We start from the raw sequence: 26809 nt of genomic DNA, 5'->3' as shown, positions 1-26809 counted from the left end.
TCCTGTCGGATCGCGATGATAAACGCAGATCACAAAAAACTTCAGCCTCGGGACTGAAGTTTTTCACCATATATATACGCGGGCCTCATAAGGCTTTAAAAGAAAGGATGTCACATGCCGATGCGGTGGTGTTTCCATGCTTGCGAGCACGAGCGTATCGGAGTCAAGCGGATAACCGGGATGCTTGTATAAAGCGGGGGTTTTAGACAGATTTGTGATGATCAGGGCGGTTTTTGTTCCGTTTTTTCTTAGATAGGCATAAATCTGCCGGTCATTCGGAAGCAGCAATTCATATGTGCCGCTGATCAATACGCTGTGTTCTTTTCTGAGGGCGAGCAGCCGTCTGTAGAAATGGTATACGGATGTTTCATCCTGCATTTGTGATGCAGCGTTCAGCCATGTGTGGTTCGGATTCACTCCGAGCCACGGAGAAGCATCAGAAAACCCGCCGTTCGCCTCACCGCTCCATTGCATCGGTGTCCGTGAATTATCCCGGCCCTTCTTCCAGATGATCTTCATCACTTTTTCATGCGGAACGCCGCGGGACGTCTCTTTTTCATACAGATATTTCATTGCGGCGTCATCATAATCTTCAATGGATGGAAACGAAACATTGGTCATCCCGAGCTCCTGCCCCTGGTAAATAAACGGCGTGCCTTTCATCAGCATATACATCGCGGCGAGTGCCTTGGCGCTTTCTGTCAAAAAACGTTCGTCACCCCATACCGAGACGGAACGGGGCTGATCGTGGTTCTCCATAAATAACGCGTTCCAGCCCTTTCCTTCAAGACTGTTCTGCCAGCCAGACAAGACGCGCTTAAGCGCCGGAATGGAGATGCTTTGATCATCTTCCGTATCCCAGAGGCCGAGATGTTCAAATTGAAAAATCATTTGAAAGACGCCGTGTTCTTCACCGGCCCAATCAGCCGCCTCCCAAGCCGCCACTCCGTTCGCCTCGCCGACCGTCATGATCGGATAGCGCGAAAATGTTTCCCGTTTCAGCTCTCTTAAGAGATCCATTATGCCTTCCCCATTCATATGATACGGGAAAGACGGGACGTACGGGAGACCGTCCGGGTTCGGCATGTCAGGGAGCCCTTCTTTTTTCTTAATGTGAGAAATGGCATCCACCCGGAAGCCGTCTATGCCTTTATCAAGCCACCAGCGGACCATCTCATAAACGGACTGCCTCATCGCTTCGTTTTCCCAATTTAAATCAGGCTGTTTTTTGTCAAACAGGTGCAGGTAATACTGGCCGGTCTCTTGATCATATTCCCACGCTGATCCGCCGAAAATGCTTTCCCAATTGTTCGGCTCTTTGCCGTTTTTTCCGTCTCTCCAGATGTACCAGTCCCGTTTTTCGGAATCTTTCGCCGAGCGTGATTCGATAAACCAAGGGTGCTCATCGCTTGTATGGTTGATGACGAGGTCTATAATCAGCTTCATGCCGAGCGCATGGACATCCGCAAGGAGCCGGTCAAAATCCTCCATCGTCCCGAATTCGCCGGCAATTTGTTTATAATTCCGAATATCGTAGCCGTTGTCCGCGCCCGGCGAGTCAAAAACGGGACAAAGCCAGATCACATCCGCCCCCAACTCTTTTATGTAACGAAGTTTTGCTCTGATGCCGTTCATGTCGCCGATTCCGTCCCCGTTCGAATCCATAAAGCTTCGGGGATAAATTTGATAGACGGCCGCCGTTTTCCACCAATCCGTTTTCATACCGACACTCCTTTCTTTACAGCATATGAAGGAGCGGGACGAAGAAGCATTTTTTCCATAAAAAAAGCCTCATTGCAAAAGCAGGAGGCTCAGAAATCAGTTTTTTTAATTTCAACGAAGCGGATATGATGGTCTTCCGCTTCCAGCACCTTAAATTCACACCCTTCGGCATGAAACACATCACCATTTTTCAGCTCCATTTTTTGTGTTAAGAGCCAGCCGGCAATCGTGTCAATGTCTTCATTTTCGATGGCGATATCAAGGAGATCATTCACCTCTTCTATGAGCGCCTTGCCGTCCATCACATAGTGGTGTTCGCCTTTTTTGACGATGTGGGGCATTTCATCCTGGTCATATTCATCACGGATTTCCCCGACGATTTCCTCCAATATGTCTTCGACGGTCACAAGTCCCGCCGTGCCGCCGTATTCGTCAACGAGAATCGCCATATGAATCCGCTCCTTCTGCATGCGGATCAAAAGCTCCTGAACGGGGATGCTTTCAATGACTCTGATGACCGGACGCATAATTTCTTTTAATTCAATGGAGCGGCCGAGAAAATACGCCTTAAATAAATCCTTATTGTTAATAATGCCGAGAATGTGATCTTTGTCTTCCTTAATAACCGGATATCGCGTATACCGTTCGTTGATGATCAAATGTATGGCTTCATCAACTGACTGTTCAAGCGAGATGACGGCGATTTCGGTGCGCGGCACCATGATTTCTCTGGCGACCCGGTTATCGAATTCAAATATTTTATTGACGTAACGGAATTCAGATTGATTGATTTGACCTTTTTTATAGCTTTCAGACAAAATCAGCCGCAATTCTTCTTCACTGACCACGACCTCATGTTCTTTCACCGAATGAAAACCGAACAGCTTGACCAAAAATCCGGCTGAACCGTTTAACAGCTTAATAAACGGATACATCACTTTATAAAACAGAATGAGCGGTTTCGCCGTCCACAGACTGACGGCTTCGGCTTTTTGAATGGATATCGTTTTCGGCGCAAGCTCTCCGATAACAACGTGCAGATACGTGACGGCGATAAACGCCGCAATAAACGTGACGACGTGCGTAATGGATGACGGCATTCCGATCAGGCTGAAAACAGGATGAAGAAGCCGCTGAATCGTCGGTTCACCGAGCCAGCCGAGTCCGAGCGCCGTAATCGTAATGCCGAGCTGGCACGCTGATAAATATTCATCGAGATTTGAAATCACCCTGTGCGCCGCGAGCGCCCGGCTGTCTCCGGTTTCAACCAGCTCCGCAATTTTTGAACCGCGGATTTTGACAATCGCAAATTCCGCAGCGACAAAGATGGCCGTTAATCCGATTAACAGCATAATGAGAATCAGTTTTAATATAAGCAAAAAAACCCCTACCGCAAACGGTAAGGGGCCACCTCCTTCGTGTTAATTCTCATCACGACCATTTAAGAAAATCATCACAAAACGAAGCAGCTCGAATAATGAAACGAGCGCCGCAGCCACATACGTCAGCGCGGCGGCGTTCAGCACTTTATTCACGCCGTGTTCTTCACTGTTGCGAATGAATCCTTCCGACACGATAATCCGCTTCGCCCTCGCGCTGGCATTAAACTCGACAGGCAGTGTGACAAGCTGGAAAAAAACAGCGGCCGAAAACAAAATAATGCCGAGTCCGATTAAGTTCAAGCTGCCCAGGAGCATCCCGCCCAAGAAAAGCAGAGGGGCAACCCCGGAGGCAAAATTGACGACCGGAAAAATTTTGTGCCTCAGCACAAGCGCGCCGTATGATTCCTGATGCTGCAAAGCATGTCCGACTTCATGGGAAGCGACGGAAATGGCGGAAATGGAGCGGCCGTAATATACCGGCTCAGATAAACGCACCACCCGCTCCGTCGGGTCGTAATGGTCTGTTAAAGTGCCTCTTACCGGTTCTACCGGCACATCATATAAACCGTTAATATCAAGAATCCGTCTTGCCGTTTCCGCCCCCGTCCGCTGACTGGAAGCTTCTACGTCTGAGTATTTCTGAAAATTGCTTTTCACTTTAAATTGTGCCCAAAACGACAATCCCAATGCAGCAATTGTTAAAAAGATAAACAGCATATTATCCTCTTCCTTTTTCTCTTATATCGTACGATCTGCTTATATATTATTTTAATGATTGTCCGCTTTCCTGTACAGAAATCCGCTTCTTTTTTCTGACAGGAATCAATCCTCCGAGCATGATGAGGATACACCCGGCCAATCCGATGTAAAACGGAAACGTGCCTGCGGTCTCTTTTGCAAAAACAAGCCATGAAAATCCGCCGGACATATGATTGTATCCATTCAAATCGAAAATAAGCAATACGGCCGCCGAAGCGAGCAGCTGCGCTCCGGCCAGCGCCGCCAGCAGTTTTTGAATGACTGTCATTTGACTCACCCTTTTTCGGTCCGCTTTCTTTATCATATGAAAAAATGAGGGTGAATATGTTTTCGGCGATTTTTGAAAGACATCAAACGAACTGGGACATACTGTATAAAAAAAGATACAGGTGTGATCGACATGAAAGTGACAAATGGCGAGAAAGAACAGCTGAGCAATGCGATAGACAGAATGAACGAGGGGCTTGACGCCTTTATCCAGCTCTATAATGAGGCGGAAAACGACGAACCTCTCATACAGTTTGAAGATGAGACGGCCGATTTAATCAGACATGCGCGTAACTCATACGGCCAGGAACAGCTGGACGAAAAACTAAACACCATTATTAAGCAGATTTTATCCATCTCTCTGACGAAAGAAGAGGCGGACGAATGAAATCAAACCGTATTTTTATTTGCTGGCTGAGATGGCCGTTATATGTTCGGATCGGACTGATCATTATCGCTTTGATTTTATTGTTCGGCCAACTCATTTACATGCTTGAGCCGAAGCAATTCACGTCTGTGTTTGAAGGGGTTTGGTGGGCGGTTATTACGGTGGCCACAGTCGGCTACGGCGATTACGTTCCCCAGACACCGCTCGGGCAGATTGCCGGCATGGTGCTTGTATTAAGCGGAGCGAGTTTTGTGACCGCCTATTTCGCCACGCTTTCTTCAGCCGTGTTCAGCAAACAGCACCGCTATGTCGAAGGGAAGGTCGCCTTTAAAGGCAAGGGGCACGTCATTCTTATCGGATGGAATGAGAAGTCGCATATGCTGCTGAAAGAACTGCAGCACATCGCGCCGTCAAAAACTGTCGTCCTGATTGATGATTCATTAAGGGAAGGGCCGCTTATTGAAAACGTCCATTTCATCCGCGGACATGCCGCTGATGACAGTACGCTCAATAAGGCGAATATTACGGAAGCCGATACCGTCATTTTGACAGCAGACCAGCAGAAAAATGAATCCGAAGCTGATATGCTGTCGGTATTAACGCTTCTCGCCATCAAAGGGCTGCATCCGTCCGTTTATTGTATCGTGGAAATTTTAACGGAACGGTATGTCAAAAACGCCGAGCGCGCAGGAGCCAATAAGATTCTGTGCACATCACGCCTGTCGAGCCGGGTGATGTTTGAGCATTACCGGGTCAAGCTGCAGCTTGCCAAACCGCAAACGCTGTCAGATCTGACGCTGGAGAAAAAGGTGCGCATCATTCCCGTCCCCGAGGAATTAAAGGGCTCATCTTATCATGACTGTGCGCTCTATTATCTCAAACGGAATACCACGATCATCGGCATACAAAAAGAAGAGGGGCCGATGCTGACCCCTCCCCTGTCATACCAGGTGCTCGATACTGATCTGTTTTTGGCTCTTTAATGCAGCAGGACGTCTTCCAGCTCTTTCACAAGCGAGATGCCGATATCTGTATATGAGCGGTCAATTGCCGCATCCCGCCGTTTCGGCTCGGAGAATTGGGTGAATAATGACTCAAAAACACCGCCGCTTGCGTGATCATCCGTTTCCTCCTGATAGACGTGCCTCAGCAAAAAGGGTGTGCCGATTGTAACGGCGGCCCCCCGTTCATCCAGGTGTCCCTTATTTGCTTCAACAGGGATGCGGAGAAATAAGTAGCCGTCCTGATCGGAAATTTTGTAATCAAAGAACCCGCGGTCATACTCCCAGCCGCCTCCGATGGTATAACCGATCGGTTTCAGCACCTGTTCCAGTTCGCGGAGTAAAAACGATTGCCCCTCAAGTGTAGATGGTATGCTGATCATGTGCATATGCTCCTTTTTGTCTTTAGCGTCCCCGCTCTGCGGCATCTTCATACGGCGCCCGGGAAGAATCGGGAGCGGCAGACAGACGCCGGAAAGAGGTAACGGCGCATTCAATCAGAACATACGTCACAATTGCAGAGAGAACGGCTTCCGTTGAAATATAGAAAACGGCGGCATAGAGACAGCACTTCGTGATCAGCGACTGCATCCGGCCAATCTTCAGTTTTTGCCGGACCATGTCCGTAAACAAGCCGAGAGGGAAAGCGAAAAACAGGATGGTTTGTAAGAGGGATTCAGGAGACAGTTTTAGTGCCGAATAGACAATAGCGGCGGAACAGACGGAAATGACGGCATGCTTACATAAGAGTCGTATCATTCATCATCACACCTTTCACGGTTTAAAAAAGGCTGACCCGTCATGCTGAGGGCCAGCCCTTCTTTTTATTTTTCAAGGCGTTTTTCAAGCTCTGCTTTTTTCTCTTCAAAGCCCGGTTTGCCGAGAAGCGCGAACATATTCACCTTATAGGCTTCAACACCCGGCTGATCAAACGGGTTGACTCCGAGCAGATAACCGCTCATCGCCACCGCTTTTTCAAAGAAATAGACGAGATATCCAAATGTATATGCATTAAGCTCTGGAATATTGACAATTAAGTTCGGCACTTTTCCGTCTGTATGGGCAAGCATCGTGCCTTCGAACGCTTTTTTGTTGACGAAATCGACCGTTTTGCCGGCTAAGTAATTTAAGCCGTCGAGATCATTTTCCGCTTCTTCAATTGTCAGCTCATGCTTCGGTTTTTCAACGTTTAATACAGTTTCAAACAGATCGCGTCTGCCTTCCTGCACGTATTGACCGAGAGAGTGAAGGTCTGTTGAGAAGTTAGCGGAAGAAGGATAGATGCCTTTTTCATCTTTTCCTTCACTTTCGCCGAAGAGCTGCTTCCACCATTCCGCAAAGTATTGCAGCGCAGGCTCATAGTTGATAAGCATTTCAATGGTTCTGCCTTTATTATACAGAACGTTGCGGACGACGGCGTATTGGTAAGCCGCGTTCTCTTCTAATTCCGAGCTGGAAAAGTCTTTGCTTGCATCAAGAGCGCCTTTCATCATTTCATCGATATCAGCCCCGCTTACCGCAATCGGCAGAAGACCTACCGCAGTCAGAACGGAGAAACGTCCGCCGACATCATCAGGAATAACGAATGATTCGAAGCCTTCTTCATTAGAAAGCGTTTTTAAAGCGCCGCGCTCTTTATCTGTCGTCGCGTAAATCCGCGCTTTCGCTTCTTCTTTTCCGTATTTTTCTTCAAGAAGTTTGCGGAAAATCCGGAAAGCGATTGCAGGTTCCGTCGTCGTGCCTGATTTAGAAATGACATTGATAGAGAAATCAGCGTCTTCCAAAAGATCCATAACATCTTTCATATAAGTTGAGCTGATATTGTTGCCGATAAAGATAACTTGAGGGTTTTTGCGCTTGTCTTTCGGCAGAACGTTATAGAAAGAATGATTGAGCGCTTCAATCGCCGCGCGGGCGCCTAAGTATGAACCGCCGATACCCACGACGAGAAGCACGTCTGAATCTGATTTGATTTTTTCAGCGCTTTTTTTAATGCGCGCGAATTCTTCTTTATCGTAGTTTTCAGGGAGGTCCACCCATCCTAAAAAGTCGCTTCCGGCGCCTGTTTTTTCATGGATATTATGGTGTGCCGTTTTTACGAAATCACGTGCGTATGTAAGTTCATGTTCATTGAAAAAAGGTAACGCTCTTGAGTAATCAAAGCGTACATGCGTCATTTGCTTGTCCCTCCATCACGGTGAATTGTTTTCTCTTTCACTTTATATGAACTCACCCGCTAAATCAAGTCATGAAGAAGGCATGATGAATATGGGATTTGCGCTAAAAATGCATTCATTTTTTATACAATATCCCGGATTCGATATGGTTATATTTGTAATAATCGTGGGAGGGATAACGAATCGAATGTTGGTGATCCAGGAACGTATCACCTTTACTTTGGAGCAGGATGACATCCATCGCCAATCCCGATGGGCCGGTTCTTTTTATATAGTACTCCTCTTGAGAGGCTGCCACGAAGGAATATTAAGGCATAAATGTCCAATTTTAAAAATAGTGTCTATATTTGGATTATCATGTTAAGATGAAAATAATTTTAAACCGGGAGGTGATTTTATGACTAAAACCATTGGTCTTATTTGTGGAAGTTTACGAAAAAACTCGTATAATCGAGCAATTGCTCAATCACTGATTGACTTCGATAATGCGGCTCAATTTCGTTGGATCGAAATAGACAGTCTTCCTTTTTTTAACGAAGATTTAGGAATTGCCGGAGCACCAGACTCCGTAACATCCTTTAGAGCTGATATACAAGACGTTGACGGCGTCATCATTGTAAGTCCAGAGTACAATTCCGGAATTCCGGGGGTATTAAAAAATGCATTGGACTGGGCATCGAGACCGCGGACCTCTTCTGTTTTAAACAGAAAACCGGTTGGCTTAATCGGAGCAACCCCCGGAGGGTTCGGCACTGCCTTTGGTCAAACGCAAATGAGGGAAGTACTCGAAGCTATGCAAGTCAATGTTTTGCCATTTCAAAAAATGCTGATTTCGCAAGTCCATGAGAAAATTGATTCCGCTCAAAACATACTGACGGATGAACAAACAAAACGTTATCTTCAACGCTATTTACAACAGTTCATCCATTGGATTGATCATGCTCCGGTTCCCGTTCCAGATTAATTGAAGGATCATCCCCCTCACGAAAAGTCACCTCAGAAATAACTTTCTATCTATACAGCATATGAATAGATTTACCGTTTTCAATTCACAAACTTACTTGCCTTAATTCAAGGAGGATGATAAAATGTCTGATCTTTATTCCCGTCTTTCAAAAGATGATGCTGCCGTGCTTTTAGTTGACCATCAAACCGGCCTTATTTCCGGTCTCGTGCGTGACTATGGCGTTGATGAATTTAAAAACAATGTATTGGCTCTCGGTGATACGGCTAAATTCTTTGATTTACCGGTTATTTTAACAACTAGCTTTGAAAACGGACCCAACGGACCGCTCATGCAAGAACTCGTTGATCTCTTTCCTGATGCGCCAAAAATAGCCCGTCCCGGACAAATTAATGCATGGGACAATGAAGACTTTGTTAAAGCCATTGAGGCGACTGGCAAAAAACAGCTGATTATCGCGGGGGTGGTAACAGACGTCTGCGTCGCTTTTCCTGCGCTTTCTGCCATTAAAGCAGGCTACGAAGTGTTTGTTGTGACAGATGCTTCGGGGACGTTTAATAAGCAAGTAGCAGATGCATCATTAACGCGTATGGCTCATGGCGGCGCGCAGCTTATGAACTGGTTCAGCGTAGCATGCGAGTTACAACGTGATTGGCGCAACGACGTTGAAGGTTTTGGCGCATTAATCTCCAGTCATCTTCCCGGTTATCAAAACTTAATGGGAAGCTATATGGGGGCGCAGCGGGACCTTAGTACACAAAATGCATAAAAGGAGCGCTGATTGAATCAGCGCCCCTTTTTTAAATTCGCGGCTCTTCATGATTTAGATTTTGTGTAAATAGAAGATCGGCAATCGCAAAGTTAATTGATCCTTTTCTGCTAAATGCACAGAAACAGGGAGTCAAATCCGCATCATGTGAGATTTCCATAGTTGTCTCATGGCAAGGGGTGTTTCACTTGCTCTTGATGCACTAATAGAAAATCTGGAAAGAGGGACTCCCAAAACGGTTACATCTGCAGCTTGAAAATCTATTTCATCTTCACCCCGGCCGGGAATGTATCTTACAGTGACGCCTTTAAGATGGCAAGTACGTCATCTTTGTTCAGTTTTTGGAAATTGCCGAATCCGCCGTATTCCATTTCTTTTGCGGCGATGTCTGCGATCAGCTCAAGCTTGTCTTCACCGATGTCATAATCCGCAAGGCGGGACGGTGCGCCGAGGCTTGTCCAGAACGCGGACAATTTATCGATCCCTTCAAGCGCAATTTCTTTATCCGTTTTGCCTTCAGTATCAATGTCAAACATGTTGAGCATCAGGTTTTTAAAACGGTCTACATTTGTATCCAGCGTGTATCTCATCCAGTTCGGGAACAGAATCGCAAGTCCTCCCGCGTGAGGGATGTCATAAACCGCTGATACGGCGTGCTCCATCGTATGGGAAGCCCAATCGCCGAAATAGCCCATTTGCAGCGTGCCGTTTAATGCGATCGTACCCGCGTATAAAATCGTTTCACGATGCTTATAGTTCTCAAGGTCTTCCAAAAGTTTCGGCGCTGTTTCAATTACCGTCTGAAGGACCGCAAAACACATTCTGTCCTGAAGCGGCGTGTTTTCAACATTGTGGAAGTATTGTTCAAATACGTGGCTCATCATATCCACCATGCCGTATACGGTTTGGTTTTCCGGAACGCTGAAAGTATTCTCAGGATCTAAAATGGAGAAACGCGGATGAGTGACATTGCTGCCCCATACGAATTTTTCGTTTGTTTCCCAATTTGTGATAACGGAATCAGGGTTCATTTCAGAGCCTGTCGCCGCAAGCGTCAGCACCGTGCCGAACGGGAGCGCGTCCTGCGCCGTTACTTTTTTGCTGTAAATGTCCCATGCGTCGCCGTCATATTTCGCACCGGCCGCAATCGCTTTTGTACAGTCGATGACACTTCCGCCGCCGACTGCGAGAAGGAAATCAATCTCATGCTTTCTGCACAGCTCAATTCCTTTATTTACCGTTTCCAGACGCGGGTTCGGTTCAACGCCCGCAAGCTCATGAACGGTTGCGCCTTCTTCTTTTAAGATGCCTGTTACTTGGTCATACAGGCCGTTTCGCTTAATGCTGCCGCCTCCGTATACAAGCAGCACGTTTTTCCCGTATTGCTTCAGCTCTTTTTTCAATTGGTCGATTTGACCTTTTCCGAAAATCAGTTTCGTCGGATTGTAGTACGTAAAGTTCTCCATTTATCATAACCTCCAAAAAAATCGTAAGGGAATTACTATAACACAGAAAAAAAGGAGCTGCCAATCCGGCCGCCCCCTTTATGTTATTACAATGATGCTTTCAGTATCGCAAGCACGTCTTCTTTCTGCAGTGACTTGAACTGTCCGAATGCTCCGTTTGCCATCGCTTTATCTGCAATCGTATCAAGCTTCTCATCAGAAATATCATAATCAGCGAGTCTGTTCGGAGCGCCGAGGCTCGTCCAGAAATCAGACAGCCTGCTGATTCCTTCAAGTGCGATCTCTTCATCTGATTTGCCTGTCTCGTCAATATCGAAGACACGGACGGCAAGCTGTTTAAAGCGGGCCGGATTTTCTTTGAGCACATGTCTCATCCAGTTCGGGAACAGAATCGCTAAACCTCCGGCGTGCGGTATATCGTAAACCGCTGATACCGCATGCTCGATGTTGTGTGTGGCCCAATCCCCTCTTGCGCCCATTGACAGCATTCCGTTTAATGCGATCGTGCCTGTATATAAAATCGTCTCACGAAGCTCATAGTTCTCCAGATCATTGATCAGTTTCGGCGCTGTTTCAATCACCGTGCGCAGAAGCGATTCACACATCCGGTCCTGATACGGCGTGTTTGGCGTGTGGTGGAAATATTGTTCAAACACATGGCTCATCATATCGACCATGCCGTAAATGGTGTGGTCTTTCGGAACGGTAAATGTGTTTACCGGATCGAGAATAGAGAATTTAGGGTAAACGAGCGGGCTCCCCCATCCGTATTTCTCTTGTGTCTCCCAGTTTGTGATGACTGATCCGGAGTTCATCTCTGAACCGGTTGCCGCAAGTGTCAGCACTGTTCCGAAAGGCAGCGCTTCTTTCGGCTGGTGTTTTTTCGTGACGATATCCCACGCGTCGCCGTCATATTTAGCGCCCGCCGCGATGGCTTTCGTGCAGTCAATGACACTTCCGCCGCCAACGGCCAATAAGAAATCGATGCTGTTTTCTTTACAGAGCGCAACACCTTTGTTCACCGTTGAGACACGCGGATTCGGCTCTACGCCTGCCAATTCATGTACGGTAACTTCCGCTTTTTTCAGCAGTTCGGTTACTTGATCATAAAGACCGCTGCGCTTAATGCTGCCTCCTCCGTATACGAGCAGCACGTTTTTTCCGTACGGTTTGATTTCTTCAGGAAGTTTTTCAACCTCTCCCTTTCCGAAAATCAATTTGGTCGGATTCCAATATGTAAAGTTTTGCATGACATCTCCTCCTTTGGATTTATATTATGCAGAAAGATGACGTTCAATGTAAAGCAATCCGCTTTTTTGACGGCGCATCACATGGTTTACAGACATCGAATTCCCGGGAAAGGCACTTATACAGCCTGAGACAGTGTGTGATTTACACGGCGGAGAATGTAGTATGCATAGATTCTTTGCTTTGTCACAATCTATAACTGTTTCACGAATTCATAGAGGAGGTTGTTTACATGAGTGTTATTCAGCGTATCTGTCTCGTATTAACGATTATCGGCGCTATTAACTGGGGACTGATCGGGTTTTTCCAATTTGATTTAGTAGCAGCCATCTTCGGCGGCCAAGGATCAGCTCTGTCGCGGATTATTTACGGCCTTGTCGGCATCGCCGGTCTGATCAATCTCGGCCTGCTGTTTAAGCCGAACGAAGAAACATCCCGCGAGGAAGCGGCAAATCCGGAAGTCAGATAAACATAAAAAAAGCACCGAACATACATATCCGGTGCTTTTTTTAATGATTATTTTTTGATAAGGTCTTTGCGGTTGGACTGTTCGATCCACTCTTCAAGCTTATCTTTCAATGTGTTGAAACCTTGCGGAGCAGATGTTTCTTCAGAAGCTTGAGCCGCTTTCGGTTTTCTTGGTTTGCTTTCTTTTCTTTCAGGCGCCGCTTGAGTCGCACGGATAGAAAGGCTGATTTTTCCTTTTTCTTCGTCAACCGCAAGTACTTTTACTTGTACTTCGTCACCGATAGAAAGGTGTTCGTTAATGTCTTTTACGAAACCGTGAGTGACTTCAGAAATGTGAACAAGTCCTTGAGTTTCTTCATCTAATGCAACAAACGCACCATACGCTTGTAATCCTGTTACTTTACCAGTGTAAACACTGCCCACTTCAAATTTTGCTGCCATTCATAACAACTCCTAAGTTAAATTAAATACAGATTATACGCAATTTAAAATTATATCATACAAGTTTGTTTTTCGCAAAGAGAACTTTTTTACATGATCATGTTTAGGCACAGATAAAGGGGGGTATACTATGATTACGAAGGCTTTCTAGTATTCCCCCCTTTTATTTGGATGCGAACCGGGTTCGTATCTTTTTTTATGCCCTTTTTTCAACAAACCGTTTAATTCTGACGAGCGCTTCCTGAATCTGCTCAATGGATGTCGCATAGGAACATCTGATGTAGCCTTCGCCGCTCGGGCCGAATACATTCCCCGGAACGACGGCTACTTTTTCTTCAATGAGCAGCTGTTCCGCGAATTCTTCTGAACTCATACCGGTCGACTGAATGGAAGGAAAGGCGTAAAATGCTCCGCCGGGGTGGTGGCAGCCGAGTCCGATTTCGTTCAATGTCTCCACAATCAGGTTTCGGCGTCTCCGATAGCTTTTCTTCATTCTTTCGACGTCTTCCTGGCCGTTTTTCAGCCCTTCAAGCGCCGCGTACTGAGCCATGGAAGGCGCGCACATCATCGCGTGCTGATGAATTTTGAGCATCGCATCCCTGATCACGGGAGGCGCCGCCGTAAATCCGAGTCTCCATCCCGTCATGGCAAATGCTTTGGAGAAGCCGGAAATGAGAACCGTGCGTTCCTTCATGCCGCGGATGGCCCCCATGCTCGTGAATGGCTCATCATACGTCAGCTCGGCATAAATTTCATCGGCAAGCACGATCAAGTCGTGTTTTTCAGCGAAAGCAGCGATGGATTCAAGCTCTTCTTTCGAATAGACGGAACCTGTCGGATTTGACGGCGAGCATAGAAGCAGCGCTTTTGTTTTGTCCGTCAGGGCCGCTTCAAAATCGGCGGCTGATGCTTTGAAACCTTTTGCAGCGACAGTCTGAATCGGCACCGGCTTCGCCCCCGTCAAGGTCACGAGTGATTCATATGCGACAAAACACGGTTCGGGAATTAACATTTCCTCTCCAGGATTCATAATGGCGCGGACAGCGAGATCAAGCGCCTGGCTTGCCCCTACAGTAACGATCAGTTCACTGTCAGGTGAATAACTCAGGCCGAACCGCTGATCTAAGTAGCGGCTGATTTCTTCTCTCAGTTCATAAAGACCCGCATTTGCCGTATAAGCCGTATAACCCTGTTCTAAAGAAAGAATACTCGCTTCCCTCACGTTCCAGGCCGTCACAAAGTCAGGCTCTCCCACTCCCAGTGAAATGACGCCTTCCATCGTAGCGGCCAGATCAAAGAACTTGCGGATGCCTGACGGTTTAATCTGCTGCACGTAGTCAGATAAATAAGAAGTCTTCGTTTCCATTTACGGAGACACCACGATTCTTTTGTCATCGTCTCCGCTTTCAAAGACTTTGCCGTCATGCTTATATTTTTTCAGGATGAAGTGCGTTGTCGTGGAAACGACAGACTCAAGGGTGGACAATTTTTCAGACACGAAGCTTGCCACGTCTGACATCGTGTTGCCGCGAATAACGACAGATAAGTCATACACCCCTGACATCAGGTACACTGATTCAACTTCCTGGAATCTGTATATCCGCTCAGCGACTTCATCAAAGCCGACATTTCGTTTCGGAGTGACTTTTACGTCAATCATCGCCGTGACGCCTTCCAAACCGTCGACTTTGCGCCAGTCGATCATCGCCGCATAATCAATGATGACTTTTTCCTTTTCAAGCTTTTCAATGATGCTTTTGACTTCTTCAGCGGGAATGTTTGCCATTTTCGCAATCGTTTCCGCATCAACGCGGCTGTTTTCGTCTAAAATTTCTAATATTTCTGTTTCTTTTTCGGTCAGCTTCATACGTTTCACACCTTTGCATTATCAAAAATCTTCATGACATTATATCACGATTTTCGACAAATGCTAAGAAAAACCCGAAAGAAACCAGAGCTAAAATCTGACAATCAAAAAAGCCTTTACATTACAACAAAGAAAGGACGGCGAAGGCTCTCATGGAAGCTGTTTCACCGATTAAACGGGCCGCGATAGACGGAGTTGAGCTGTATTACGAGCATTATGAAAATCCCGGCAGACAGACACTCGTCTGCGTACACGGTTTTTTATCTTCGGCATTCAGCTTCAGAAAACTGATCCCGCTGCTCAGAAACCATTATGATATTATCGCCGTTGACCTGCCTCCTTTCGGGCAATCGGAAAAGTCACGGACTTTCGTATATACTTACGCAAACCTCGCCAAGCTTCTGATCGGACTTCTGGAAAAGCTCGGTATCAGCCGGGCCGCACTCATCGGCCATTCAATGGGCGGCCAGATTTCCTTATCCGCGTCTCTTCTCAGACCCGAGCTTTTTTCTAAAATCGTCCTGCTGTGCAGCTCGGGGTATTTAAAGCGCTCGCACCCGTCGATTATATTCGGGACGCATCTCCCTTGTTTTGACCTGTATCTTAAGTATTGGCTTTCAAAAGACGGCGTGCTGAACAACCTGTTAAATGTCGTTCACGACCGGACGCTTATCGATCAGGAAATGATTGACGGTTACGAAAAACCATTTACAGACCGCCAGATTTTCAAAGCGATGACAAGGTTTATCAGACACAGGGAGGGCGATTTAGAGCCCGAGGATTTGAAGAAAGTGCAAAACCCCGCTCTTTTAATCTGGGGAGAAGAAGACCGTGTCGTTCCGGTCTCAGTCGGAAAACGGCTTCATGACGACCTGCCGGATTCCATTCTGTATTCACTCAAGGATACGGGGCACCTCGTACCTGAAGAGCGCCCGGAGTTTGTTTCGGAGCGGATTTTTGAATTTATTCAATAAAAAAACCGGCGAAACCGCCGGTTTTTAAGGGGTGCAGGAGCTGCTTTCTTTTATGAACAGAAGCTGCTCGGCGGCCTTTTGGCAGCCTTCGATCGGAAGCTTTTGCTCAAATGAAGCTTCAAAGATATCCTGAATGGCTGCTGCCAGCTTGTCGGCACGGTCTTCACTGTAGACGGCCTGAACGATGTCGACGGCTTCTGTCTCATAAAAATCTTCTCCATATTTAAACGGGTCCCACTTGGCAATGATTTTCATCATTTCCATGACCGCTTGGCTTTCTTCCATTTTCATCACCGCTTATAATAAAGTTTGCAATTCTATTTTATCATAGATACGCTGTGCAAAATAATGATACTACAGGAGTGACATACATGAACTTTGATCTTCGAGAAAACCGTCTTGGCACACAATCGGTGAAATGGGACAAGGCGGAAGCGTTATTCGGCGTATCGGATGCGCTTCCGATGTGGGTTGCCGATATGGATTTCCGCGCTCCCGAAGCGGTCACTGACGCCTTAAAAGCCCGCCTTGACCACGGTATATTCGGTTACACGTCTCCTGACGAAAACACAAGAGAAGCCGTCGCTTCATGGCTTGAGACGCGGCACGGCTACCGGCCCGATCCCGCAAACATCGCGTTCAGTCCCGGTGTTGTCACGGCAATCAGCATGGCCGTACAAGCCTTTACCGAACCGGGCGATCCGGTGTTGATTCAATCACCAGTGTATACGCCTTTTTATCAGATGATCAAGGAAAACAAACGGCAGGTTTTACATAACCCGTTACGGGAAGAAAACGGCGTCTACTGTATGGATTTTGAGGATCTTGAGAAAAAGCTGAACGATTCTGAGGTCAAGCTGATGATTCTTTGTAATCCCCACAATCCGTCCGGCAGAGCGTGGAGCCGGGATGAGCTTATGAAGCTCGGATCGCTGTGCGCCGCCCATAACGTCACCGTCGTTTCTGACGAGATACATTCCGACTTGATGCTGTACGGAAAGCCGCATACGACTTTCGCTTCTCTGTCTGAGGAGTTTGCGCGGATTTCCGTTACTTGTGTCGCGCCGAGCAAGACGTTTAATATTGCCGGGATTCAGGCATCCGCCATTATCATTCCCGATCGGTATAAGCGGGCGAAATTCTCCGCCGCATTGCATCAGAACGGAATTTCCAGCCTCAACACATTTGCGGTTGCAGCAATCGAAGCGGCCTATACAAAGGGAGGCCCTTGGCTTGACGCGCTGATTCCTTACATTGAAGGGAATATGAAATTGGCTGAGGACTTTTTAAGAAAAGAATTGCCGAAAGTCCGCATGATGAAGCCTGACGCTTCCTATTTGATCTGGATGGATTTCAGCGAATACGGATTTTCGGATGCCGAGCTCAAAGAAAGAATGCTCAAAAAAGGGAAAATCATATTAGAGCCGGGAACAAAATACGGACCGGGCGGCGAAGGATTTATGAGACTTAATGTCGGCTGTTCAGCCGCCGCCGTAAAAGAAGGGCTTGAGAGAATGAAAGCAGCGCTCGCTTAGCAGCGGAAAGAACGCCTTTATCAGATGAGATAAGGGCGTTCGCTTTAGAGAAATATATACTTTTTTTTCCGGTAAAGATGTTATAATAGATTCATATTTACATAGGAAAGGATTTCGCATAAATGGAGATTGTAAAGGATTACCTGCTTCACTTCTCTTTTATTTTATTCCCTATTTTTCTTTATCAAGTCTTCTGGCTCAGCAAGCCCGATTTGCTTGTGCCGAGAGCGAACCGCCTGCTGGTCGCCGTATTTGCAGCGTCATCTTCCTTATTATGTACGGCTTTTCCCATCCAGGAGCTTCATTCCGTCCGTTACGGTTTGCAGCTGATTCCCATTATCGTCTGCCTGCTTTATTCCGGTACCGCCGCAGGACTTGCCGCAGGGGCGGCATCCGTTTTTTTTCAGCTCATATGGTTTGAACCTTCCGCTCTTTTTTTCTTATCCTTAATTCCTTTTTTAATCATCATCCCTATCCAGCTCCAAACGAAATGGCCTTTTTTTTCAAAGCGGAAGAAACTGCTTTTCGCTCTTCTCATCGGCTGCACTGAAACCGCCTTATTAACCGCATCTGTCTTCATCTATTCCGCGACCAATATTTTCAATTTTCAAAATCCATCTTCCGTTTATTATGAGGCGGCAGTATCTGTTTTTTTTCAAGTCAGCGCCCTTTTGCTGTGCATTTATTTGATTGAGATCATTGATGAGAATGCGTCCATGCGGGCAAGGCTGATTCACTCAGAAAAAATGGCCGTCGTCAGCGAGCTTGCGGCAAGCGTCGCCCATGAAGTCCGCAATCCGCTTACGGTCGTCAGAGGTTTTGTGCAGCTGCTGTTCAGCGGCGAGCAGCTTCAGGACAAATCCCACTCCGGATATCAGAAACTTGTGCTGTCCGAACTCGACCGGGCTCAGACGATCATTACGAATTATCTCGATATGGCGAAGCAGGATGACTATGAAAAAGAAAAGTTTGATATTTCTCTGCTCGTAAAGGAAACAGGTTCCTTAATGGAGTCTTATGCCAATTTTAAATCGGTGACCGTGACTGTTCAAAGCGAGCCTGATTTATATGTGTTCGGCGATGTAAAAAAACTGAAACAGGCCTTCATTAATCTGATTAAAAACAGTATTGAAGCTGTGCCCTCTGAAAACGGCCGAATCGAGGTCTCCGTCCAAAAACAGGAAGAGATAATTCTCATTCAGATTACGGATAACGGAATCGGCATGTCCGATGAAGAACTGCAGAAACTCGGCAAGCCATATTATACGCTGAAAACGAACGGCACCGGGCTCGGGCTTACCGTGACATTCTCGATTATTCAGCATCATGAAGGCTCCGTCTGTTTCACCAGCGGCGAGCACTCGGGCACAACGGCCTCAGTCAGGCTTCCGGCGCTGTTCACTAGCCAACCGCGTTGATCTTTTATAGAATAACTAGAGAGAGGTGAACGCTATGAATACGTTTGAAATCGGCACAATCGTAAAAGGGTTTTATAAAACAGGAGCATACATAGGGGAAGTGACAGACGTCAGGCCCAATCACTATTTAGTGAAAATTAAAGCCGTTCTGACGCATCCCGCTCAAGGAGATCTTCATCATCCGAAGCAGGCGGATGTTCCGTTTTTTCATGAAAGAAGAGCGCTTGCATTCGGGGAACAGACAAACATACCGCATCAGATGGTCAAACCGTTTGATGGCGAGGTGCCTGATTATACGGCTTCTTTACAAGCGGCGTCTGCCCGGCTGAAAGATCAGCTTACAGCGGACGGCTCAGAATGGGCGGAACGTTCGCTCGACAACTTGGCCGCGTTAGAGCGTGACTATTTTAAAAGAACTTGACCCAGTCGGCATGATTGGGTTTTTTTATGTGGCCCGGCGAAACAGTTCAGTCAGATCGACGCGATCACCGATCGTCGGAGGTTTCGGTTTTTCAAGATATTGTTTATCCCGCTCGACAAGCTTGAATAATTTGTATGTCGTCAGCGCATCATCCAGCGCTTTATGATGCGTGCCCGTCCCTTTATCGCCATACTCTTCTGCCGCTTTCCAAAGGCCGGTCAATGTTCTGTCGCCGAAGAAGTTTTTGTATTCAAGGGACAGATCCCGAAGTTCTCCTTTGAACGGAAAAGGGATGTGGTTAAACATGCAATTTTGCTTTAACACTTTCATATCCATATTGCCCCAGGTGACGATCGTACAGTTTTTATCAGGATCAAGCTCATTTAATTTGCGGATGAATTCATTAAACGTGATTCCGCCGTCCACGTCTTTTTGGGTGATATTCAGAAAGGTTTTGCATCGTTTCGTCAGCTTCGGAAATTTTTTCGGTTTGATATAACTCGAAAACGTTTCAGTCACTTCATCATTCACCGTCTTGACAATCCCCGCTTCAATAATCTCGGGAAAGAAATTTTGCGGGCTGTATTTTCCGTCAGGCATTGTAAATTCAAAATCAATAATGAGCAGACTGCGCTGATCCACTTTTTTTACACCTGCCTTTCCTCCGATCAAAAATGATATTTTATGATAGTATATCAGTTTCCCCTCTGAAACTTTCTTCATTTTCTAAAAATAATGAATTTTCCTATATCCGCATCGAAAATACAAATACCGGATTCATTCCTATATACTAATGATTAGATACGCGAAAAGTAAAGAAGGTGATGTTATTTCTGTCCGTAAGAAGAACTTCGTCGTCATTTGGATTACAAATTTCTTTATTTCCGCCAGCATGACCATGATTGTTCCGTTTCTTTCGTTATACATCGAAACGATCAGCCCTCATTCGGGCGGGTATGTGCAGAGATGGAGCGGGTATGTGTTCGGCGTCACGTTTTTAATGGCGTTTGTGATTTCCCCGTTTTGGGGCAGATTCGGCGATAAGCGCGGCTACAAAAAAATTCTCTTGATTACAGGAACCGGCATTGCCGTCAGCATTTTATTGATGGGGTTTGTGACATCCGTTTATCAGCTGTTTGTCCTGCGGCTGCTTATGGGTCTAGTAACAGGCTTTGTTCCGACATCGCTTGCCATGATTTCGGCGCAGACGCCGAAAGAGACTGCCGGGAAGACGCTCGGCACGCTGCAGATGGGTCAGGTGTCAGGCACTTTATTCGGACCGATGCTGGGCGGGCTGCTCGCTGACAGCTTCGGGTTTACGTACACATTTTTTATTACGTCTTTTGTCATTTTCGCATCCGTGCTTCTCGTTTTATTTCAGGTCAATGAGCAGCCGCTCGGCGAGAAACAAAACAAGCGGAAAACCTATTCCAGAAAACAGGTGCTCTCCTATATTTTTCACCAGCCCGCGCTTTGGGCGATGATGGTGCTTACTATGATCGTGCAGACCGGCAATTTCAGCATTCAGCCGCTGCTCGCTTTATATGTCAATGAGCTGCACGGACCTGTTAATTTAGCTTTTTTCTCCGGAATGGCGTTTTCAGCGACCGGACTCGGAAGCTTATTGCTTGCCCGGAAATGGGGGGACTTCGGCGACCGCTTCGGCCACAGCCGGATTTTAATCGTGCTTTTGATTGCCTCAGCGGTGTTTTTCATTCCGCAGGCGCTCGCCTCCTCCCTCTCCATTCTGTTAGTCTTCAGATTTCTGTTCGGCATGGTCATGGGCGGCACGCTCCCCTGCATTACGGCCGCAATCCGCGTCAGGGCGCCGGGCAGCATCCAGGGAGAGGTGCTCGGCTATAACGTCAGCTTTCGTTTTCTCGGAAATGTGCTCGGCCCTCTGCTCGGAGGTGCGGTCTCGAGCGGTTTTTCCATTTCGGCTGCTTTCTACGTCACCGCCTTTCTCTTTTTAATAGGCGCGGGGCTCTTATGGATGGCGGGACATCTGCAAAAGGATACAGCGTCAAATGCGGGCTGACCGGCAGCGATCACGATTTCTTCTAAATTTAACCTTCTCGTATTCTTAAAAGAATGATACGATATGGCTAGAAATCAGGAGAAAAGAGAGTGACCATGGTACGTAAAATAATCGGATGGATTTTGCTGCTCGGCATTATCCCGTTGTGTGCATTTACAGTTATTGCTTCCGGCAAAGAGGTAAAACAAATCAAGCCTTTTGATCAGGTGCTCGATAAACATATTGATTTAAAAGCGATCAACCTGGTTCAAAACAGTTACATGTATGACAGGGACGGAAGCCTTGTTTCTGAGATTGTCAGCGATCATGAGAACCGCGTGATCGTGCCCTTTAATAAAATACCGAATGAGGTAAAACAACTGTTTTTAACCTCTGAAGACCGTCATTTTTATGAGCATAAAGGGTTTGACTTTATGGGGATGGTCAGGGCGGCCGCCTCCAATTTCAAAGATCATAAAATTGATCAGGGCGCCAGCACCATCACCCAGCAGCTGGCAAGGAATGTGTATTTAAGCCATGAACGCACCTTCAGCCGAAAACTGACGGAGCTGGCCTATTCCTATCAGCTTGAGAAAAAATACAGCAAAGATGAGATTTTAGAAGGCTACTTAAATACGATTTATTTTAATAACGGCGTATACGGTGTCGGTTCGGCGGCACAATTTTATTTCAGCAAGCCGCTGAAATCTCTCACTTTGGGAGAAATGGCCTTTATCTGCGCCATCCCTAATAACCCTACATTATATGATCCTCTCAAGCATTTTGATTATACGAAAAAACGACAAGTCAGATTGCTTAACGGATTAAAAAAAGCAGGCGTTATATCCGGGAAACAGCTGAAAAAAGCCGAAAAGGAAAAGATCAAGCTTGATATAAACGAAAAAACAAATAAATATCCTGACTATGTTTCCTATGTAAATGATGAATTCACACAGCTTGTTTCATCATCCGAAGGCTATGACAAACGTCTTGAAAAAGCTTCCGGAAAGGCGAAACAAAAAATACAGAGTGAGCTTTCAGACAGAGTCAGCACATTGTTAAAAGACGGCGTGAAGATTTATACGGCGCTGAATCCGTATATGCAAAACCAGGTCGTCGCCCAAGTGAATCAAAATCTGCCGTATGCAGGCGTCCAAGGCGGAGCGGCCGTGATTAATCATCAGACACATCAGATTATCGCGCTTTCAGGCGGGAAAGATTACCACAAATATGATTTCAACCGTGCCTATCAGGCATACAGACAGCCCGGTTCATCCATTAAGCCGCTGCTTGATTACGGACCTTACATTGAAAAGACCGGCGCAACGCCACACAGCAAGATTGACGCAAGCAAATTCTGCAGTGCGGATTACTGTCCGCAAAACTACAATAACCGCACGTACGGTACGGTCACGCTGGAAACGGCGTTTAAATACTCGTACAACACACCGGCCATCAGAATCATGGACCGCGTCGGCGTCAATAAGGCGTTCAGCTACCTTGAACCGTTTCATTTCGCGAAGCTGGTCAGCGCGGATTACCGTCTGCCTGCGGCGCTTGGCGGTTTTACAAACGGCATGACGCCGCTTGAAATGACCAATGCGTACACCACGTTCGGCAACAACGGCGTTTATACGCCGAGTCACGCGATTACAAAAGTGACTGATTTAAAAGGAAAAACGATATTAAAATGGAAAGATGAGCCGACGCAGGTATTCAGCGTGCGGACCAACATGCAGATCAAAGAAATGATGAAAGCCGTCGTCAAGAGCGGTACAGGAAAGAAAGCGAACTTTAAAGCTCCGTACGTCGGCGGAAAATCAGGAACGTCAAATGACTATCACGATATGTGGTTTGTCGGCCTGACGGACGCTTATACGATGGGGGTATGGGTCGGCAAGGATACACCGTCAAGCGTCGAATATCTTCATGACGCAAGCCCTCAGCTTTCGATCTGGAAAAACACGCTGCAGGCAGCTTATTAAAGATAACGGAGGGGATCCGCTTTGAAACCAGCTCAGCTTCCGGACCGCGTACTTTTGTTTGACGGCGTCTGCAACTTATGCAACGGCGCCGTTCAATTCATCATTAAACGCGATCCGGCCGGCAAAATCTCATTTGCTTCATTGCAATCAGATACCGCCCGGGAGCTTTTGGCATCAGAAGGACTTCCGACAGAACAATTTGACAGCATGATTTTTATCGAAAACGGGCGGATATACAAAAAATCCGCAGCCGTGTTAAAGGTTTCCCGTCATCTCCGCGGAGCCTGGCGGCTGTCAGCGGTTTTTTTCGCAGTGCCCCGCCCCCTCAGGGACAGAGCCTATTCTTTCATCGCCCGGCGCCGCTACAAATGGTTCGGAAAAAGGGAAGCATGCATGCTCCCCTCCCCTGAGATCAAAAACAGATTTCTGTCTTAACAAAAATGGCTAGCTTACACAGGTAAGCTAGCCATTATGCTATTATAAAGCTTGATAAAGATGTACAAAATACCGATAACAAAAGTAAACCAAAACAGAATCTCAAGCAATATAAAACCGATCAGCGAAACGATCGAGAGTGTCGAATAGATTCTGTACACCATGAAAATCAAATAAACGAGCGTAACAACGGCAAATAACGCCGCAATCCAAAAACCATTCTGCACGAGCGCAAAGGAAAGAATTCCTCCGCCTACATAAATTAAAGAGCCTAATCTGATTTTTTTCAGATTGTCCCCTTCAGGGTCATTTGTGAAAAACAAAAGAGACAGCTCTGTCACTGTGTTTGCAATCAGCTTCAAAGCCGAAAAAAGCATAAAATACACAAGGGCGAACGCTGCAAAAAGCGCCAGTCTGATCCCTTTCTCAGAGAAATAATCCAGCATCCCCTGATACATGCCGAGCGTCTGAAGTATCTTCATGACATAAAGCGAGGTAGAAATGGATAATGACGAACTAAAAAGCAGAATCGCAACGAGCGGAAAATAACCCGTCCAATAAGTATTTTTCATATAAAAAGTCCCTTTCTGTAATCTACCTCACTTATTATGGAGGACTTAAAACACATTGACAAGATAAAAAATACCATTTTTCCTCACTTTTACGAAATAAGGGCCTGATCTTCACAAACCGGCTTTTTCGGAGTAAAGTAGAACGCGGGAATGATAAACGTAAGGAAGGCTGTTATGAAAAAAACATTAAAATTGCAAACCCGATTAACGATATTTGTCTGTATTGTCGTCCTTATCGCACTTTGTATCACCTTTTTCACGATCAGCGTCCAAACAGCAGACCGCGTGAAAGAAGAAGAACGGACGACCGCGCTGCGCACCGCAAAGCTGGTCGCGGAAACACCGAGTGTCGCGCGGGCATTGCAAACAAGAAAAGGGCTGAAAGAGCTCCGGGATTATACATTAGACGTCCAGCATACGACAGGAACCGAATTTGTCGTGGTGATGGATATGAACAGCATCCGCCTCACCCACCCCGACGCAAATAAAATCGGGAAGAAATTCACCGGCGGAGATGAACAGCCGGCGATGCACGGGCATATCAAAACGAGCACATCAGCGGGAACTCTCGGAAAATCCATGAGAGCCTTCGTACCGATCTATGGAAAAGATAAAAAACAAGTGGGCGTCGTTTCGGTCGGAATTTCGCTTAACAAAATACAGGATGTCGTCAGCCACAGTTTGAGACCGCTTTATTTCATCATCTGCGTAAGTATTTTTGTCGGCGTCATCGGAGCCGTCATTGTCGCCCGCACCGTCAAAAACATTATGTACGGTCTTGAGCCTTATGAAATCGCCACCCTCCTGGAAGAGCGGAGCGCCATGCTCGAATCAACGAAGGAAGGCATCCTGGCGGTTGACGCGCGTGGAAAAATCAAGCTCGCCAATGCGGAAGCGAAACGGCTTTTTATTAAAATGGGTATTCCGACTAATCCGGTCGATCAAGATGTGAACGATATTCTCCCGAAAAGCCGGCTGAAACAAGTGATTGAAACGAAAAAACCGCTTCAGGACAGGGATATCCGCATTAACGGGCTTGAGCTGGTCTTTAATGAGGTTCCGATTCATCTAAAAGGACAAACCGTCGGAGCGATCGCCACGTTCAGGGACAAAACGGAGGTCAAACATTTAGCAGAACAGCTGTCCGGTGTTAAAATGTATGCAAACGCATTAAGAGCCCAGTCTCATGAATTCATGAATAAGCTTCATGTTATTTTAGGGCTTGTCCAGTTAAAAGAATACGATGATCTCGGCACTTACATTAAAGACATTGCCATTCAGCAGAAGACGGAAACAAGCGAGATTATAAGTGATGTCAAAAGTCCGGTTCTCGCAGGGTTTCTTCTAGGAAAACAAAGCTACATACGCGAACAGGGCGCTGATCTGGACATTCAGCTCGGCAGTCTGATCCCGAATGCGGCGGATCCGGCCGTCATCCATGAGCTCATTACGATTATCGGAAACCTGTTAAACAACGCGCTCGACGCGGTGGCGCAGATGCCGAAAAAAAACATTACGTGCTCAATGCGGTTTCAGGATCGCCAGCTTGATATAGAGATTACGGACACAGGAGCCGGAATGTCTGCGGCAGACCAAGCCCGTATTTTTGAACAAGGTTATTCCACGAAAGGGACAAACCGGGGGTTCGGCCTCTATTTCACCCAGCAGGCAACAGAAAATTTAAAAGGCCATATGATTGTGACAAGTGAAAAGAATGAAGGAACGACTTTCAGTCTTCGCATTCCGTATGAACCGAAGGAGGAAAATGATGATTAATGTACTCATAGTTGAAGACGACCCCATGGTGGGTGAATTAAATAAACGCTATCTCAGCCAGATTGAAGGATTTCAGCTGAAAGGGATCGCATCATCCTTTCAAAGCGCGCTGCACGTGCTGAGCGAGCATCATATCGATCTCATCCTTCTTGACATTTACATGCCGGGAAAAAACGGGCTTGAGCTATTAACGGAAATCCGCAAACAAAATGAATCGGTTGATGTCATCGTCATTTCGGCCGCAAGCGAGCTGGACGTCATCAAAAAAACGCTTCGGTACGGCGCCGTCGATTATTTAATCAAACCATTTGAATTTGACCGCTTTCAAACCGCTCTTTCCGACTACAGACGCAAGCAGAAAGTTTATCAATCACACAGAAGCATGACACAGAAAGAATTGGATGCCGAGCTTTTTCAAAAGAAAGAAGCGGCGGAAAAGGTTCACCTTCCGAAGGGATTGACAAAAAGCACGCTTAAACTCATCTGGGCGAGCATTGAGTCTTTCGGTGACGGCTCTTTTACCACAGAAGATCTCGCCAAGCATACTGAAATCTCGCAAGTCTCCATCCGGAAATACCTTAAATTTCTGGAAGACATACAAGTGCTGAATGTAGAGATGGCGTACGGCACGATCGGCAGACCCGTCTTCCAATATCATATCAACACCGGCAATGTCAGCAGCATCAAACAATATTTATAATGTCAAAAAGCGCCGTTCCGCTGTGAACGGTGCTTTTTTACTGTTATATCCCGTGAC

At 46.5% G+C, this 26809-nt stretch carries 29 protein-coding genes; 14 read left to right on the top strand and 15 right to left on the bottom strand.

What is annotated here, in order from left to right; all coding sequences use genetic code 11:
- Positions 1-63: 63 nt before the first annotated feature.
- The 4 genes from ABK447_RS04920 to ABK447_RS04905 form a co-directional block, all read right to left on the bottom strand.
- Positions 64-1722, bottom strand: coding sequence for an alpha-glucosidase (locus ABK447_RS04920; RefSeq protein ID WP_108654984.1), 1659 nt, complete (start codon positions 1720-1722; stop codon positions 64-66).
- An 89-nt stretch (positions 1723-1811) separates the two neighbouring features.
- The gene (locus ABK447_RS04915; protein WP_003152126.1) at positions 1812-3101 is read right to left on the bottom strand and encodes a hemolysin family protein; all 1290 of its coding nucleotides are present in this window, start codon (positions 3099-3101) and stop codon (positions 1812-1814) included.
- A 42-nt stretch (positions 3102-3143) separates the two neighbouring features.
- Positions 3144-3821 carry a zinc metallopeptidase gene (locus tag ABK447_RS04910; protein ID WP_003152125.1) on the bottom strand — a complete coding sequence of 226 codons (678 nt, stop codon included), beginning with the start codon at positions 3819-3821 and terminating at the stop codon, positions 3144-3146.
- A gap of 46 nt (positions 3822-3867) precedes the next feature.
- Entirely contained in the window at positions 3868-4131 is a 264-nt protein-coding gene (locus tag ABK447_RS04905) for a hypothetical protein (protein ID WP_015418085.1), read from the bottom strand.
- Positions 4132-4263: 132 nt separating this feature from the next.
- Between ABK447_RS04905 and ABK447_RS04900 the strand changes: the two genes are divergently transcribed.
- Positions 4264-4518, top strand: a complete 255-nt coding sequence (locus ABK447_RS04900; RefSeq protein WP_015240464.1) for a hypothetical protein — start codon at positions 4264-4266, stop codon at positions 4516-4518.
- A complete protein-coding gene (locus ABK447_RS04895; RefSeq protein WP_124935035.1) occupies positions 4515-5501 on the top strand; it encodes a TrkA family potassium uptake protein in 987 nt (328 codons plus the stop codon). The genes ABK447_RS04900 and ABK447_RS04895 overlap by 4 nt, the downstream gene beginning before the upstream one ends.
- On the opposite strand, the gene ABK447_RS04890 is transcribed toward ABK447_RS04895, so the two are convergent.
- The 3 genes from ABK447_RS04890 to ABK447_RS04880 form a co-directional block, all read right to left on the bottom strand.
- On the bottom strand, positions 5498-5902 hold the full coding sequence (locus ABK447_RS04890) for a YugN-like family protein (protein WP_100001578.1): 405 nt from the start codon (positions 5900-5902) through the stop codon (positions 5498-5500). The two genes, ABK447_RS04895 and ABK447_RS04890, sit on opposite strands and share 4 nt — an antisense overlap.
- Before the next feature lie 22 nt (positions 5903-5924).
- Positions 5925-6278, bottom strand: coding sequence for a transporter (locus ABK447_RS04885; protein ID WP_225649648.1), 354 nt, complete (start codon positions 6276-6278; stop codon positions 5925-5927).
- Between the two features lie 65 nt (positions 6279-6343).
- Entirely contained in the window at positions 6344-7696 is a 1353-nt protein-coding gene (locus tag ABK447_RS04880; protein ID WP_007408647.1) for a glucose-6-phosphate isomerase, read from the bottom strand.
- Positions 7697-8093: 397 nt separating this feature from the next.
- Between ABK447_RS04880 and ABK447_RS04875 the strand changes: the two genes are divergently transcribed.
- A complete protein-coding gene (locus tag ABK447_RS04875) occupies positions 8094-8660 on the top strand; it encodes an NADPH-dependent FMN reductase (RefSeq protein ID WP_094031245.1) in 567 nt (188 codons plus the stop codon).
- A gap of 124 nt (positions 8661-8784) precedes the next feature.
- Positions 8785-9429 (top strand): isochorismate family cysteine hydrolase YcaC, encoded by a 645-nt coding sequence (ycaC, locus tag ABK447_RS04870; protein WP_014418745.1) that lies wholly within the window; start codon positions 8785-8787, stop codon positions 9427-9429.
- 293 nt (positions 9430-9722) lie between these two features.
- Here the strand turns inward: ycaC and ABK447_RS04865 are convergent, their stop codons facing one another.
- Positions 9723-10895 (bottom strand): iron-containing alcohol dehydrogenase, encoded by a 1173-nt coding sequence (locus ABK447_RS04865; RefSeq protein ID WP_007408651.1) that lies wholly within the window; start codon positions 10893-10895, stop codon positions 9723-9725.
- Between the two features lie 86 nt (positions 10896-10981).
- Entirely contained in the window at positions 10982-12145 is a 1164-nt protein-coding gene (locus ABK447_RS04860) for an iron-containing alcohol dehydrogenase (protein WP_025285178.1), read from the bottom strand.
- A gap of 230 nt (positions 12146-12375) precedes the next feature.
- Here ABK447_RS04860 and ABK447_RS04855 point away from each other — a divergent pair, with 230 nt between their 5' ends.
- Complete coding sequence (locus ABK447_RS04855) at positions 12376-12612, top strand: DUF378 domain-containing protein (protein ID WP_003152104.1); 237 nt, start codon at positions 12376-12378, stop codon at positions 12610-12612.
- Between the two features lie 47 nt (positions 12613-12659).
- On the opposite strand, the gene yugI is transcribed toward ABK447_RS04855, so the two are convergent.
- The 3 genes from yugI to ABK447_RS04840 form a co-directional block, all read right to left on the bottom strand.
- A complete protein-coding gene (gene yugI / locus ABK447_RS04850) occupies positions 12660-13052 on the bottom strand; it encodes a S1 domain-containing post-transcriptional regulator GSP13 (RefSeq protein ID WP_007408653.1) in 393 nt (130 codons plus the stop codon).
- 196 nt (positions 13053-13248) lie between these two features.
- Positions 13249-14418, bottom strand: a complete 1170-nt coding sequence (locus ABK447_RS04845) for an aminotransferase (protein ID WP_025285179.1) — start codon at positions 14416-14418, stop codon at positions 13249-13251.
- On the bottom strand, positions 14419-14919 hold the full coding sequence (locus tag ABK447_RS04840; protein WP_003152098.1) for an Lrp/AsnC family transcriptional regulator: 501 nt from the start codon (positions 14917-14919) through the stop codon (positions 14419-14421).
- A gap of 152 nt (positions 14920-15071) precedes the next feature.
- Here ABK447_RS04840 and ABK447_RS04835 point away from each other — a divergent pair, with 152 nt between their 5' ends.
- Positions 15072-15893, top strand: coding sequence for an alpha/beta fold hydrolase (locus ABK447_RS04835; RefSeq protein ID WP_007408654.1), 822 nt, complete (start codon positions 15072-15074; stop codon positions 15891-15893).
- A 24-nt stretch (positions 15894-15917) separates the two neighbouring features.
- On the opposite strand, the gene ABK447_RS04830 is transcribed toward ABK447_RS04835, so the two are convergent.
- A complete protein-coding gene (locus ABK447_RS04830) occupies positions 15918-16178 on the bottom strand; it encodes a DUF1871 family protein (RefSeq protein ID WP_003152094.1) in 261 nt (86 codons plus the stop codon).
- A gap of 86 nt (positions 16179-16264) precedes the next feature.
- Between ABK447_RS04830 and ABK447_RS04825 the strand changes: the two genes are divergently transcribed.
- The 3 genes from ABK447_RS04825 (at position 16265) to ABK447_RS04815 (ending at position 19267) form a co-directional block, all read left to right on the top strand.
- The gene (locus ABK447_RS04825; protein ID WP_100001580.1) at positions 16265-17428 is read left to right on the top strand and encodes a MalY/PatB family protein; all 1164 of its coding nucleotides are present in this window, start codon (positions 16265-16267) and stop codon (positions 17426-17428) included.
- A gap of 122 nt (positions 17429-17550) precedes the next feature.
- Complete coding sequence (locus ABK447_RS04820; protein ID WP_100001582.1) at positions 17551-18846, top strand: HAMP domain-containing sensor histidine kinase; 1296 nt, start codon at positions 17551-17553, stop codon at positions 18844-18846.
- Between the two features lie 34 nt (positions 18847-18880).
- Positions 18881-19267, top strand: a complete 387-nt coding sequence (locus ABK447_RS04815; RefSeq protein WP_015240473.1) for a kinase-associated lipoprotein B — start codon at positions 18881-18883, stop codon at positions 19265-19267.
- Between the two features lie 24 nt (positions 19268-19291).
- On the opposite strand, the gene kapD is transcribed toward ABK447_RS04815, so the two are convergent.
- Complete coding sequence (gene kapD / locus ABK447_RS04810; protein WP_025285184.1) at positions 19292-19909, bottom strand: 3'-5' exonuclease KapD; 618 nt, start codon at positions 19907-19909, stop codon at positions 19292-19294.
- Positions 19910-20060: 151 nt separating this feature from the next.
- Here kapD and ABK447_RS04805 point away from each other — a divergent pair, with 151 nt between their 5' ends.
- The 3 genes from ABK447_RS04805 (at position 20061) to ABK447_RS04795 (ending at position 23704) form a co-directional block, all read left to right on the top strand.
- Entirely contained in the window at positions 20061-21305 is a 1245-nt protein-coding gene (locus ABK447_RS04805) for a multidrug efflux MFS transporter (protein WP_205829091.1), read from the top strand.
- Positions 21306-21394: 89 nt separating this feature from the next.
- Entirely contained in the window at positions 21395-23269 is a 1875-nt protein-coding gene (locus ABK447_RS04800) for a transglycosylase domain-containing protein (protein ID WP_012118304.1), read from the top strand.
- Positions 23270-23290: 21 nt separating this feature from the next.
- Positions 23291-23704, top strand: a complete 414-nt coding sequence (locus tag ABK447_RS04795; RefSeq protein WP_007408661.1) for a thiol-disulfide oxidoreductase DCC family protein — start codon at positions 23291-23293, stop codon at positions 23702-23704.
- 14 nt (positions 23705-23718) lie between these two features.
- On the opposite strand, the gene ABK447_RS04790 is transcribed toward ABK447_RS04795, so the two are convergent.
- Entirely contained in the window at positions 23719-24276 is a 558-nt protein-coding gene (locus ABK447_RS04790) for a YufK family protein (RefSeq protein ID WP_007408662.1), read from the bottom strand.
- Between the two features lie 174 nt (positions 24277-24450).
- On the opposite strand from ABK447_RS04790, the gene malK reads away from it, so the two are divergent.
- Together malK and ABK447_RS04780 are read left to right on the top strand one after the other, a co-directional pair.
- Positions 24451-26052: a malate sensor histidine kinase MalK gene (malK, locus tag ABK447_RS04785; RefSeq protein ID WP_012118305.1), complete on the top strand. Its 1602-nt coding sequence runs from the start codon at positions 24451-24453 to the stop codon at positions 26050-26052.
- Positions 26045-26752: a response regulator gene (locus tag ABK447_RS04780; protein ID WP_003152077.1), complete on the top strand. Its 708-nt coding sequence runs from the start codon at positions 26045-26047 to the stop codon at positions 26750-26752. The genes malK and ABK447_RS04780 overlap by 8 nt, the downstream gene beginning before the upstream one ends.
- The last annotated feature ends 57 nt before the right edge of the window (positions 26753-26809 follow it).

This window comes from Bacillus sp. hwrm1 (assembly GCF_040207805.1).
GTDB classification, from domain to species: domain Bacteria; phylum Bacillota; class Bacilli; order Bacillales; family Bacillaceae; genus Bacillus; species Bacillus velezensis.
The sequence above is the reverse complement of the archived record's forward strand: the minus strand, read 5'-3'. Positions and strand labels throughout refer to the sequence as shown.